The organism is Mycobacterium sp. URHB0044 (assembly GCF_000620625.1).
Lineage (GTDB): Bacteria > Actinomycetota > Actinomycetes > Mycobacteriales > Mycobacteriaceae > Mycobacterium.
The window spans coordinates 61,801-75,510 of record NZ_JIAW01000022.1 but is presented as its reverse complement, the minus strand read 5'-3'; the positions used below and the strand labels follow the sequence as shown (position 1 = coordinate 75,510).

General features: G+C 66.1%; 6 protein-coding genes. 1 reads left to right on the top strand and 5 read right to left on the bottom strand.

Annotated elements, in window-relative coordinates:
• The first annotated feature begins 22 nt into the window (after positions 1-22).
• The gene (locus tag N536_RS39880) at positions 23-1,312 is read left to right on the top strand and encodes a YibE/F family protein (protein ID WP_081809453.1); all 1,290 of its coding nucleotides are present in this window, start codon (positions 23-25) and stop codon (positions 1,310-1,312) included.
• On the opposite strand, the gene rfbA is transcribed toward N536_RS39880, so the two are convergent.
• The 5 genes from rfbA to N536_RS0130535 are packed head-to-tail and all read right to left on the bottom strand — an operon-like array spanning position 1,266 to position 13,649.
• Positions 1,266-2,129, bottom strand: a complete 864-nt coding sequence (rfbA, locus tag N536_RS0130555; protein ID WP_029117091.1) for a glucose-1-phosphate thymidylyltransferase RfbA — start codon at positions 2,127-2,129, stop codon at positions 1,266-1,268. The two genes, N536_RS39880 and rfbA, sit on opposite strands and share 47 nt — an antisense overlap.
• Before the next feature lie 9 nt (positions 2,130-2,138).
• A complete protein-coding gene (locus tag N536_RS0130550) occupies positions 2,139-2,885 on the bottom strand; it encodes a maleylpyruvate isomerase family mycothiol-dependent enzyme (RefSeq protein ID WP_029117090.1) in 747 nt (248 codons plus the stop codon).
• A gap of 1 nt (position 2,886) precedes the next feature.
• Positions 2,887-4,218 (bottom strand): cytochrome P450, encoded by a 1,332-nt coding sequence (locus N536_RS0130545; RefSeq protein ID WP_029117089.1) that lies wholly within the window; start codon positions 4,216-4,218, stop codon positions 2,887-2,889.
• Positions 4,215-4,541, bottom strand: a complete 327-nt coding sequence (locus N536_RS0130540; protein ID WP_029117088.1) for a DUF1330 domain-containing protein — start codon at positions 4,539-4,541, stop codon at positions 4,215-4,217. The genes N536_RS0130545 and N536_RS0130540 overlap by 4 nt, the downstream gene beginning before the upstream one ends.
• A gap of 24 nt (positions 4,542-4,565) precedes the next feature.
• The gene (locus N536_RS0130535; RefSeq protein WP_029117087.1) at positions 4,566-13,649 is read right to left on the bottom strand and encodes a BTAD domain-containing putative transcriptional regulator; all 9,084 of its coding nucleotides are present in this window, start codon (positions 13,647-13,649) and stop codon (positions 4,566-4,568) included.
• Between the last annotated feature and the right edge of the window lie 61 nt (positions 13,650-13,710).

Sequence of the window (13,710 nt, the reverse complement as noted above, 5' to 3'; positions counted from 1 at the left end):
GTAACCCCTCTACCCTGACCGCGTGACGCACTCGCACGCCCACTCGCACTCGCTGACCGGCCCTGCGCCGCTGGGCCCGCTGGCCGCCAAGATCGTCGTCGGCCTGCTGGTCGCCATCGGCGTCGCGGTCATCGCCGGAGCCGCCCTGCTCTGGCCCAGCCGCCAGGAGGTCGACATTCCGCTGCCGTTCCAGAACGCGACGGGCGGAGCCGTCACCACGGAGTCGGGCCACGTCCAGTCGAGCGGGTTCGCCGACTGCGGCAGCCCGTCGGTCGGCGCGGTGCTCACCGCGGCTCCCACACCGGCGCCTCCCGGCGGCGGTCGGTGCGTGCAATCGCTGGTCGTGATCGACTCCGGGCCCAACAAGGGCGCCAACACGCTGCTGGAATTCAGCGGCGGACCGGGGCAGCCCAGCCTCGCCGTCGGCGACGACATCCGGATCAGCAGGCAGGTCGACCAGAACGGCGCCACCAGCTATGCGTTCTTCGACTTCGAGCGGACCTGGCCGCTGATCGGCCTGGCCGCGGTGTTCGCGGTGGTCATCGTGGCCGTCGCGCGGTGGCGGGGACTGCGCGCGATGGTCGGCATCGTCGTCGCGTTCGGCGTCCTCGTGGTGTTCCTGCTGCCCGCGCTGCGCGACGGCGCACCGGCGATCCCCGTCTCGCTCGTCGCGTCGGCGGTCATCCTGTACGCGGTGATCTATCTGGCGCACGGGGTCAGCCTGCGCACGAGCGCGGCGCTACTGGGCACCCTGGCGTCGCTACTTCTGGCCGCCGTATTATCCTGGGGCGCAATCGAATTGGCACACCTCACCGGACTGTCGGAGGATCAGAACAACGAGGTCGCCGCGTACATGGGCAACGTGTCGATCACCGGCCTGCTGCTCGCGGGCTTCATCATCGGCTCGCTGGGCGTGCTCAACGACGTCACGGTCACCCAGGCGTCGACGGCATTCGAACTGGCCGAACACGGGGCGTCGCGCACGGCGATCTTCCTCGGCGCCATGCGGGTGGGTCGCGACCACATCGCCAGCACGGTTTATACGCTGGTGCTCGCCTACGCGGGCAGCGCCTTGCCGCTGCTGTTGTTGTTCAGCGTGGCCAACCGGTCACTCGGGGACGTGTTGACCAGTGAGAGCGTCGCCATCGAGATCGCGCGCTCGGCGGTGGGCGGCATCGCGTTGGCGTTGTCGGTGCCGCTGACCACCGGCATCGCCGCCGTGCTGGCCACGCCGCACCTCGGCCACGGTGGTCACACCAGCCCCACTACCGCTCCAGCAACTCCAGCAGATAGGCGCCGTAACCCGACTTGAGCAGGGTGCGGGCCCTCGCAGCCAGCTGATCGTCGTCGATGAAGCCGACGCGCCAGGCGACCTCCTCCGGCACACTGATCTTGAGTCCCTGGCGCCGTTCGATGGTGCGGACGTAGTCGCTGGCATCGAGCAACGAGTCGAACGTTCCGGTGTCCAGCCACGCCGTCCCCCGCGCCAGCACTTCGACCGACAGCCTGCCCTGGTTCAGGTAGGTCTGGTTGATCTCGGTGACCTCGTACTCACCGCGCGCCGACGGCCGCAACGACTTCGCGATCTCGATCACGTCGTTGTCGTAGAAGTACAGGCCGGGAACCGCGTAGTGCGACTTCGGCGTGGCCGGCTTCTCCTCCAGTGACAGCGCGGTCCCGTCGTCGCCGAACTCCACGACGCCGTAGGCCGACGGATTGGCCACCCAATACGCGAATATCGCTCCACCACTGACGTTTTGGAAGCGCTTCAGGCTGGTACCGAGGCCGGGGCCGTAGAACACGTTGTCGCCCAGCACCAGGGCCACGGTGCCGGAGCCGATGTGATCGGCGCCGATGACGAAGGCCTGGGCGAGCCCGTCGGGTCGTTGCTGCACCGCATAGCTGATGGCGACGCCGAAATCCGACCCGTCGCCGAGCAATCGATGGAAGCCAGGGGCGTCGTCGGGGGTCGTGATCACCTGGATGTCGCGGATGCCCGCCATCATCAACGTGGACAGCGGGTAGTAGATCATCGGTTTGTCGTACACCGGCAGCAGCTGCTTGCTGACACCCATCGTGATCGGGTACAGCCGGGTGCCCGATCCGCCCGCCAGAATGATTCCCCGCATCAAGAGAGCTTAGAACGGGGTGTGGCTCAGCCACCCGTCCCAGACGGCGGCGTCGCCGAATACCTCGAGCCCCGCCTCGGCGGCGGTGCGGCGCCGGGTGATGGCCAACATCAGGTCCACGGCCCGTCCCCGCACGGCCACGTCACCCTTTTGGTGGCCGTGCGACCAGTCCAGGCCGTCCTCGTCGTTGGTGATGGTCCACTCGCCGGTCGGTCCGAGCCCCTCGTCGGTGGCGTGCAGATGCAGCGTCGTGCCGCGTGCCAGCGGTGTCGACGGGTTGTCGGTCCGAGTCACCCTGTCGATCCACTCGCTGATGGCATCGGAGGCCAGTTCGAGCGGCAAGTCGTAGTCGGCGCCGAGGGCCATCGCCGCGTCGGCGCGGTGCACGGTCGCCTCGTGCAGGCGTCGCCGGATCCACCACCCTGCCGGGCGCGGTCCGAGGAACGTCCAGACCCGGCTCTCCGAGCCGACCTGGTCGACCGCATGCAGGATCAGTTGGGCACCGTCGTTGAGCCAGGTGACCGCGGCGTCGGGATCTTCCGGCGGCTTGCCGTCGATCACGGATCGCGGGTCCAGCGGCTCGTGCCGGCGTTCGGCGATGATCTGGGCGCTCCAGCGATGGCCTCGGCCAACGTGTTTGAACAGCTGGTTGAGCGTCCAGCCCGGACAACTGGGTACCGGGGTCGTCGGGTCGGCTTGGCGAATCAGATCGCCGAAGGCCTTGGTCTCCTCTGTCAGGGCGGCTCGGAAGTCCACCCTACGAACGTACCGCGCTGCGCGCCTCGCCAAGCGCGATCGGCAGGGCAGACCAGCCGCGCAGCACGCGGGTTTCGCGCCGACTTCCTTCGCCGGCCAGTGCCGCGTTCGGGTAGCGCTCGAAGAACGTGCGGAGACCGACCTCGCCCTCCGCGCGGGCTAGTGCGGCGCCGAGGCAGAAGTGCCGTCCACCGGAGAACGACAGGTGCCTTCCGGCGTTGTCGCGGGTGACGTCGAAGCGGTGCGGGTCGGGGAACACTTCGGGATCGCGGTTGGCTCCTGCGAGGTAGAGGATGACGAGTTCGCCGCGCTTAACGGTGCGGCCCGCCACCTCGGTGTCGACGACGGCGACGCGCGCGCTCATCTGCACCGGGGACTCGAGCCGCAGGATCTCCTCGACGGCGCCGGGCCACAGGTCGGGTTGGCCGGCCAGCAGGGCGAGTTGGTCGGGATGCTCGAGCAGGATCCGGATGCCGTTGCCGAGCAGGTTCACGGTGGTCTCGAAACCCGCCGCGAGGACCAGACCGGCGACCGCCCGCAGTTCGTCGTCGTCGAGCCGGGCGCCGTCGTCGCTGGCGGCGATCAGCTGGCTCATCAGGTCGTCACCTGGGTTGCTGCGCAGATGCCGCAGGTGGTTGGTCAGCCACGTGGTGAAGCCGTCGATGCCGTCGTCCACCCGCACGTACTGCTCCCAGGACAAGCCGATGTCGAGGCTGGGCGCGGCGAGTTCGCCGAATTCGAGGATGCGGGGCCGGTCCGAGTCCGGGACGCCGATGATGTCGCCGATCACGGTGACCGGCAGCTTCGAGCAGTAGCGGTCGACGACGTCGACGGTGCCGCCGGTGCCGAGGTCGTCGATCAGCGTGGCGGCCGCCTCCTCGACGCGTGCGCGCAGCGCGGCGACGGCGCGCGTCGTGAACACCGATGACACCGTCTTGCGGTAGCGGGTGTGCTCCGGCGGTTCGACGGACAGCATGGACGGCGGCTTCAGGGGATGCAACCGATCCTTGACGGCGGTCTTCGCTTCGAGCCAGCGCAGCGGTGCGGGCAGGGTGCTGCCGAGCGACGTCACGGCGAAGTCGTCGGACCGCAACAACTGGTGGGCCAGTGCGTGGTCGGCGGTGAGCCAGGCGGCGCGGCCGCGCACCATCGGGCCGAGGGCCCGGAGTTCGTCGGCGAAGCCCCCGGGATCGGCCCGCACCGCGGGATCGGCGATCAGGCGGCCTTGCATGTCGCCGCGCTTGGCTCCGATGGAGGACAGGCCGCGCACCACGCCGTGCAACGCCAGCCAGTGCAGGCGTCGGTTGAGCTTGTCCCGCAGTGGGGGTCTCATGACTCGAGCTTAAGCACGGGGCGTAGATCGTCCAACCGGTCGAACAACTGCCATATGTAGGCCGACGAGCCGTTCTCGCGGTGGGCGTGCAGGTCGGCCAGACCGGGGTCGTTGCAGTAGCCGTCGAACGCGTCCTTGGAGTCCCACTCGACGAGGATCAGCACCTGACGGGGCGCGACGTCACCGAGGATGGCTTCACGGAACTTGCCGAGCGCGACGACGCGACCGCCGTGCCTGGCGACCTCGGTCACCGACCGCTTGGAGTAGGCGAGGTACTCGTCGCGGTCGGCGACGTCGAACAGGTTCAGGGCATAGACCGTCATGGCTGCGACGTTACGACGCGCGCCTTACGGTGCCGGCCGATTGAGCTCGTCGAACCTCGCGAGCGCCGCGGCGAGGTCGGCCTCGTCGAAGAACTCGCTGCGGTTGAACCGGTCGCCGTCGATCGTCATGAGGTGAATTTCGCGCCACTCCGCCTCGAATCCGTCTCGCGAAGTGCCGTGCAACGCATGCGTGACGACAGCTCCGCGGTCGTTCAACCGATGGACGGATTCGACGCGGAAGCTGATGTCTGGCATCTGATCCCAGGATGCGCGGACGAAATCAATGAGATCACCTGGCGCCATCGCGGCTATCCGTCGGTGGTCGACGTCTATCAAGTCCGGCGTCGTCGGAGGCAGCTCGCGCCGGTTGAGCGAGGCGTAGCAGGCGGTGACCATCGACCATGTATGCGCGTACGTTGCCGCTTCGCCGGCGAGGTACCGGGCGTCGAGTTCATCGAAGGCGGCGTCGAGGTCGTCGGGGTCGAAACCGACACGCGCCACGATCCTTTCGTCGGCATCGATCTCGGCGATTCCGAGCAACTCCGTGTGGAACGCCTCGGCCCCCTCGTCTTCGCCCGAGATGCGACTGCGGCTCAGTTCAAGGCGTTCACCGCGGGTCGCGATGACGGTCGACGTTATGGTCGTGGCCCCCACTTCGGCGGCGGCCCGCATGTGCGCGATGTCGATATCCCGACCGTGCAGCATTCCCGAGCCCACCAATCGGCGGCGATCGTCATTGCACATGTCTTCGGCCAGGCTCTCGGACATGGCGGCCCAATCGCGGGTCGCGAAGCACGCCACGAACCGCTCCACGACTTGGCTTGCCGTGTTTTCGAGCCGTGGTGCCGTCCTGGTCAACTCGTCGAACCTCGCAAGCGCGGCGTCGAGGTCTGCCTCGTCAAAGAGCTCGACGCGGTTGATCATGTCGCCTTCGACCGTCGAGAGGTTGATCTCTCGCCACTCTGCTTCGAATCCCTGTTGTGAGTTCCCCCGTGCCACATGAGTGACGACCACTCCGAAGGTGCTGAGCCGGTGCACGGCTTCGATGTAGATAGTGGCGTCCGGCGCGAGCTCCCACGTGGCGTCCATGTATGCGCTCAACTCACCGGGTATGAAGGCTCTGGCGCGTCGATGGTCGACGCTTATGAAGTTCGACGTCATCTCTCCGAGTTGTTGCCTGTTCCCTGCAGCGTACGACCGCGAGACAACCGACCACGTGCGCGAGTACGGTGCCGCTTCGCCGGCGAGGTATCGGGCGTCGAGTTCCGCGAAGGCGGCGTCGATGTCGTCGACGTCGAAAAGGACGCTCGCCGTGATCCGGTCGTCGAGGTCCACTTCGAAGACGACCAGCATCTCGGCGTCGTACTCACCATGCCGTACGTCGCGGTTCGTAGAATTCACACGGGTCAGCAATAGGTGTTCCCCGCGGATCGCGATCATCGTCGACGTGATGTTCGCTTCTATCTCGGCGAGGCTACGCATGTTCGCGATTTCGACATCTCGGTCTTGTTGAACCCCGGCATTCACGACTCGACGGCGATCATCCGTGCGAATATTCTTGGCGTACGCCTCTGTCATGGCGTCCCAGTCGCGGGCCGAGTAGAGCCTCCAAAAGTGTTCGTACACACGGCTTGCTGCGTTTTCGAGCGTTGGCGCTGTCCTACTCAACTCGTCGAACCGAGCTAGAGCAGCGTCGAGGTCTGCCTCGTCGAAAAGCTCGGAGCGACTGAGGGTATCGCCGTCCACCGTCATCACGTGGATGTCCCGCCACTCGGCGTCGAAGCCCTCTCGTGATGCCCCATGCGCCACATGGGTGACGACCGCTCCGAGGTCGGTGAGCCGATGCACCGCCGCGACGTAGATCTTGGTGTCAGGCGAGTCTTCCCATGCGGCTTGGATGTACGCAATCATGTCGCCGTCGGCGAAAGCTGCGCCGCGACGATGATCGATGTTCACCCAGCCCGGCGTAATCGTAAGGAACTCGCGCCGGTTGAACGCCGCGTAACCCGCCGCGACGACGGACCACGTACTCGCATAGGCGGCCGCTTCACCGGCGAGGTATCTGCCGTCGAGCTCCTTGAACGCGGCGTCGATGTCGTCGGGATCGAACATGATCGCCGCTACGATTTGGTTCTCGATATTGATTTCGACCACATCGATTACTTCGGTATCCAGCCCCGGCCAATCGGGCGCGACGAAAGAGTGACTAGAGAGGACAAGGCGCTCCCCGCGGATCGCAATGGGGGTCGTCGTGATTTCCGTACACCCGATTTCCGCGATGCCTTTGACGTTCGCGATTTCGGAGTCCCGACCGTGTTGGACGCCGCGGTTCACCACGTGGCGACGATCGTCGGACATGACATCCTCGGCGAGTGCTTCGCCCATGACATCCCAGTCACGGGTCGGGAAGTGTGACAGGTAACGCTGGAGCACGCGGTTCGCCGTGTTGTCCAGCTGCTGCACGGGTCGGCTGAGTTCGTCGAAACGCGCGAGCGCGGCGTCGAGGTCCACTTCATCGAAGATTTCGCAGCGGACGATCCGGTTGTCATCGACCATCAAGAGGTCGATCGCCCGCCACTCGGCGTCGGAGCCCTCTTGCGAGGACCCATGGCCGTTATGGGTAATCACCGCACCGGAATTGCTGAGCCGATGCACCGTCTCAATGTGAATGCTGAGATCTGGCGTGAGCTCCCAAATAGTGCGGATGGACGGGGTCATGTCGCTGGGTTCGAACGGTGTGGCTCGCCGGCGGTCGATGGTGGGCCAGTCCACCGTGGGGACTTCGTGCCTTTTGAAGGCGGCGAAGGAAGACGCGATGACCGACCATGTGTTCCGCCACGGTGCCGCTTCGCTCCCCAAGTAGCGCTCATCGAGCACGTCGAAGGCGGCATCGACGTCGTCACGGTCGAGTAAGACATGGGCCGAAATCCGGTTGTCGGCGTTGATCTCGATAACGCTGATCCCGTCATGGGCGGAGTCAGATTCAAACCAGTCGCGGACAGACAAAAAGTCACGAACGAGGACGAGTTGTCCTCCGCGGATCGCTAGGACGGTCAACGTTATCTCCACGATGCCAATCTCAGCGAAGGCCTGCATGTTCGCGATTTCGGCAGCCCGACCATACCGAACACCGGCGTTTACCACACGTCGACGATCATCGTGCACGAACTCGTCCGCCAGAGTGTCGGCCATGGCGTCCCATTCGCGCGCGGCGAAGTGCGCAAAGTAACGTTGGAGCACTTGGTTTGCTGCGTTATCCAAAGGCCCTGCTGTAGAAGCAAGCTCGCCAAATCGGGCGAGGGCGGCGTCGAGGTCTGTCTCGTCGAATACCTCGCTGCGACTGATCAGGTCGTCATCGACGACGACGACGTTGACCATTCGCCACTCGGCGTTGAACCCCTCCTTTGAGGTTGCGGCACCCACATGGGTCACGACCGCTCCGAAGTCGGTCAACCGATGCACGGCCTCAAGGTACGTGCTGATGTGCGCGAGCTCATCGAACGTATCGCGGAGGTAAGGGATTAACTCGCCTGACTCGATCATCGCCAGTCGGCGGTGGTCGATATTCACCACGTTCGGCGCCGTCGCCGCGAGTTCGCCGCGATTGGCTGCGGCATACCCCTGGACGATAACCGACCAGATGTGCTCATGCGGTGCGGCTTCGCCGGCTAGGTACCGAGTGTCGAGCTCTTCCAAGGCGGCGCCTATGTCGTCGGGGTCGAACACCACGCTGGCGGCTATCCGGTTGTCAGCGTCGATCTCGATGACATTGAGAGCTTCGGTGTCGTACATCGAAGAACGAATTCGAATGAGAGCGAGACGTTCTCCGCGAGTCGCGATCGGGGTACGCGTGACGTCGTCGGTGTCGGTGACCACCTCTGCGAGTGCCCGTTTGTCCGCGAGTTCGGCATCTCGACCTATTTGAACTCCGCCGTTGACCACTCGGCGGCGGTCATCGCTGGCTATGTCAGCGGCCAGCATGTCAGCCATGGAGGTCCAGCTGCGTATTCCGAAGCAGGCCCAGTAACGCTCTGTCACTTGGGTTGCCGCGTTCTGTAGCTGGCACGCCCCCTGACTGAGTTCGCCGAATCGCGCGAGTGCGACGTCGAGGTCTGACTCGCCGAACAGCTCGCAGCGGATGATCTCGTCGCCCTCGACAATCGACACGCTGATTTCGCGCCACTCGGCTTGGAAACCGTCTGGCGACGTCCCTTGCGCCGCGTAGGTGACGACCGTTCCGCGGTTGGTCAGCAGATGTACGAGCTCTACGTACGGTAGGACGTCCTGGTCGAGTTCCCATGTGGCCCGGAGGTATCCGATTAGGTCACCGGACGCAATTGTCACCGCTGTGCGGCGGTGGTCGATTGTGACGCAGTCCAGCGCGATCGGTGGCAGCTCACCGCGCCTGACGGAGGCGCAGGCCTCGGCGATGACCGACCACGTATCCCGGTACGGCGCCGCTTCTCCGGCGAGGTATCGGGCATCGATCTCCGTGATCGCGGCGTCGATCTCATTAGGGTCGAACACGATGCACGCCACCACGCGTCCCTCGGAGTCGACCTCGACGAGGCGGAGAATTTCGGCGTTGAATGGCTGCGAACCACGGGCCTCGGCCCGGGTATGAACGACTGCGAGGAGGTCTCCGCGGGCCGCAATCACGCTCAACGCCATGGTCTCGATACCGAGATCGACGAGCGCCCGCACCTCCGCCAGCTCAGTGGCGCGGTCGGTGCTCTCTCGACGGAGTCCCTTGCGTCGGTCCTCTATCCGGACGTCTTCGACGAGCATCTCGCCGATCTCATCGACGCGTTTGGCCGCAAACAGCGCATTGAAGTGAGCATCGGCTCGGCTCGCGGCGTTTTCGAGCACCGGTCGCGGTCGTCGCTCCTCGAGGCGGGCATACGCGGCGTCGAGCTCGGCAACCGCGGCGTAAATGTCGTCGAGGTCGAACCACACCTCAAGCGCCATCCGGCCCTCCCGATCGATCCCGAATACCCGCAGGAATTCATCGCTCGGCGCTCCCGGGCTGACGTCTGTAGTGCTTATCGCTGTTCGAGTGAGAGCCAGCCGCTCGCCTCGTATGGCGATGACGACTTGGCTGACACGAACCCCACCGACCTGGAGAACGCGCCGGGCATACCATTCGCTGGGCGGGAGGTCGGCCGGGGTCAAGCCGACAATTTTTCGACGACTTTCGAAGTGCACGTCGGGTGCCCACAGCCGTTCTGCTTCTTCCAAGGCCTCGCGATTGATTGCGGCCATCGCCCGTTTGGCTACTCGCCAGCACTCATTGTCCATCTCGACTTGCGGCGCTTCGGGTGGCGTCGCAGCACCAGGCTCCGTCGCCATGCCGACGATGTTGCGAGCCTTCTCGAGGAGTGCCGCAGCGCCTTTCGTTTCGTAGAGGCCCACGGCCCGCTCGGCGGAGGCCCGCGCCCCTGCTGCGTCGCCAGCGGCACTCAATACTGTCGCCAACGCCAGGCAGGCATCGCCGTGATCAACCAAGAGGTCGGTGCGCCCGGCCAATGCCACAGCATCCTCGGCCACCCGCCGAGCCTCGTCGTGCACACCGGCGCGCGCCAGCAGCTGCGCCCGAACAGTGCGCCAGGCGATCGACGCCTTCAGCGCGTGGCCAGCGAGACGCTCGCTCTCCGAGCATAATTCGTCGGCCTCGGCATCCCTGTCGAGCGCGAGACAGGCTCGAGCCAGAAGGGCGGCGGTTTCGGCCGTGTCCGCATCGAGCCCCATGCGACGAAAGCCGTTGTAGGCCCGGCGCAACAGTGGCTCGGCGGATTCAGGATCGTCGGCGACCAACTCGACGATGCCTGCGAACTGGTCCACCTCGAGAATCCCGTGGCGCATACCGAGTTCGGTGAGCGAACGTCTGGCTGAGTCGATCAGCTGACGGCCCGCGCCAGCGCGTCCGCGAAACGCGTCCAGTACGCCCTGACACCTCGTCGAAGTCGCCTCCACGACTGGTGAACCCGTCGTAATGCGCAGCAGCCGCACCACATCCAGACACCGTCCGCCGGCACGGGGCACCGGGTTGGGACCCCAGAGCGCCGCGAGTGGCGCGCCCGCCAACACGGCGTTGACCCGGCGGTGGTCCTGCGCACGTCGCGCCGCCGTGAGCGCGTGGTCCAATGCCGTTTCGGCGTCGCCGATTCGCCCTAGGCGAGCAAGGCACCCGGCTCGGACGGTGTGGGCCTTCGCCTCCCCTGCGGCGTCGTCTTGTCCGGCCAGTTTCTCGGCGGCCGCGGCAAGCGCGGCCTCGATGTCGTCCAAGCGTTCGGGATCGGTGAGCATCGAGAGCTGGCCGTCGAAACATGTCCCCCATGCCGCAAGACGGGCGGAATCGCGTGTTGCCGCTTGCAGTTGGGAGACCGCGCCCGCTGCCGAGACCACGTCCCCCGCGGCCAGCAGCGCCTCACATCGAGCGATGAGTAGCTCGGCTTGCTGGTCGTTGCGGTCGGGCAGCTCCTCGTCAACCTCCTCCAATGCGTGCACGGCCTTGTCGTAGAGATCGGCCGCGCCTTCATAGGCCAGGCGGGCCATCGCCTGGTCCGCGGCACGCCTGCAGTACTCAACGGCCTTGGCCGCGTTTCCCGCCCATGCACATTCGAAGTAGTGGTAGGCCAGTTCGGCTAGTAACTCGTCATCCGCGCCCGGTTCCGCCTCGAGCGTTGCCGCGATCTTCTGATGTAGCCGCATCCGGCGGACGGATGCCAGCTCGGCGAGCAGCGACTGCCGGACGATGGCGTGGTTGAACCGGTAACGACCGCCAGGCTCTTCGATCACGATGCCCGCCGTGGACGCTTCGTCGAACGCGTCGATGAGGTCTTCGCCAACCACGCCTTCGACCAGTGCCAGCGCGAAATGGCTGCCAACCACCGCGGCGGCGGCAAGGGCCTTGTTCGTCTCCATCGGAAGCCGGGAAAGCCTGCGGCTCACCGCTTCCCGAACGCCTTGTGGCAGGGTGTTCGGATCCCAACGTCCGCCGCTTTCCTCCACGTGACGCAGCGCCTCGATGAGGAAGAACGGATTCCCACCCGTGACCGACGCCAATGCCCGAGCCAACTCCTCGTCGTCATATCCGGCCTCGGCGAGATAGGCACTCACGTCGACCTGGTCCAGACCGCTCAACTGCAGGCGCGTGGCGGAGCCGTCGCGGTTGAGATCGGCGAGCATCGCCGCCAGCGGGTGGGAGCGATCCAGGTCGGTGCTGCGGTACGTGCCCACGATTTGCACGCGGGCGTGCTCGCCGAAACGCAGGAGATGGCGCAAGAGAAGCAACGTGGGTTTGGCCGCCCAGTGCAAGTCGTCGAGAACCAGCACGACCGGTGCGCCGGCAGAAGCGACACCGAGGACGGCCACGACGGCATCGAAGAGCGCATAGCGTTCGGTGTCGGGATCCGCACGCGTCGGCGCGGCGAGATCGGGCAGGACGTCGGTGAGCCCGGGAACCAATGACAGCAGTGCTTCGACACCGCGCAGCCCACGCAGCCGCTTCGCGCCGAGGCTGGGAATGAGCGAACGCAGCGCTTCCGCGAACGGCTGGTACGGCGCCCCGAGGTCCTCGTCACACCGGCCGTATAGGACAACGGCGCCCTGCTGGTAGGCGTGTCGAGACCATTCGCCGGCCAGACGCGTCTTTCCGACGCCGGGTTCCCCCGCGATCAGCACAGCGTGCGCGCCACCGTCGAGCGCGGTCTGCCAACCCGAGAGAAGTCGCTCGAGCTCGGGGCCACGCCCGACGAAGGGCCCGGAACCGGACAACACCGTAGGCAGGCCGGGCCGTTCCATCGGTGTTTCAGTGGTGAGCGTCTGCGAGTCGTCGTCGGTTTCCAGGTGGAGTTCGAAGACGTGCTCTGGGCGCGCGAGGTTCTTCAACTGCCGCATCCCGAGATCGGCGAGGATCACGTCATCGGACAGCGAGTCGATGACGAGCTCCGCCGTCGCACCCGAACAGAGGATCTGGCCACCAGCCGCCAACGATCGCAGGCGGGCGGCGCGGTTGACCGCCCGACCGAAGTAGTCGCCGTCACGAAGCTCGACCTCGCCGGTGTGGAGCGCCACGCGGATGCGCATGGGATCGGCCAGCGCCCACGGCTCGTGAAGGATCGCTTCCTGCAGCTCGATGGCCGCGGCTGCTGCCGCCGACGGCCGGTCGAAGACCGAGAACGTCGCGTCACCCTCGCCGCGAGTCTTGATGAGCCGCCCGCCGCGGGAGGTGACGACCTGTTCGATGATCTCGTCGTGTCGGGCCAGCGCCACTGCCATCGCGTCGGCGTCTGTCTCCCATGCAGCGGTCGAACCCTCGATATCGGTGAGCAGGAAGGTCACCGCACGCGTCACTGACTGAAATTGCTGCGCCACAGGCACTTCCAGCGCAGCATCCTGGGTGACGATCGCGGCCTCGAGCCTGCGCAGGTCGGGCCCGGGGTCGACACCGAGCTCGTCCGCAAGCATCGTCCGTACACGCTGATACGCACCAAGCGCTTCGCCTTGCCTGCCGGCGCGATAGAGCGCGAGCATTAACTGTCCCCAACGCCTCTCGCGCATCGGCGCGTCGCCGACGGCGGCTTCGAGCTCACCGATGATCTCCGCGGCGCGCCCCGTCGCAAGCAGCGCGTCGGCCCGGTCCTCCACCAGAGCGGCATGGGCTTCACTCCAGCGCGTCTTTTCGGACAGGCCACGCGCGCCGTCGGGAAGTTCGGGAATGCCGCGCCAGAGGGCCAGCGCCTCGTCGAAACGGGTAATCGCTCGGCTGGTGTCCCCCGAAACGATGGCGTCGCGGCCCATCTTCGCCGCCGCCCTGTAGCGCGAGGCATCGACCTCGGTCGTCGTCAGGGTCCAGCCCGTCCCCTGCGTCACCACGAAGCCGTCGCCAAGCGTGCGACGCAGAGACGAGATGTGGGTCTGCAGTGCCTTGGCCGCGGTGCGCGGCGGACCGTCGCCCCAGAGCAGTTCCAGAAGCGCGTCGGCCGACACGGTCGAACCCGCGTGCAGCCCCAGCATCGTGAGGACGGCACGCGGTTTGGCGCCGGGAATCACGACCGGCAGGCCATACTGCCGGACCTGTAGAGGACCCAAAACCCCCAGCTCCACCGTTTGAAGGCTAGTCACACTGACATCGTCAGCGGGGCGATTCAACAGGCGGTCAAGATTT

Excerpts from the sequence above, each read along its gene's own strand:
- rfbA (WP_029117091.1), bottom strand. The coding sequence starts at position 2,129 with ATGCGGGGAATCATTCTGGCGGGCGGATCGGGCACCCGGCTGTACCCG.
- N536_RS0130545 (WP_029117089.1), bottom strand. The coding sequence starts at position 4,218 with ATGAGACCCCCACTGCGGGACAAGCTCAACCGACGCCTGCACTGGCTG.
- N536_RS0130540 (WP_029117088.1), bottom strand. The coding sequence starts at position 4,541 with ATGACGGTCTATGCCCTGAACCTGTTCGACGTCGCCGACCGCGACGAG.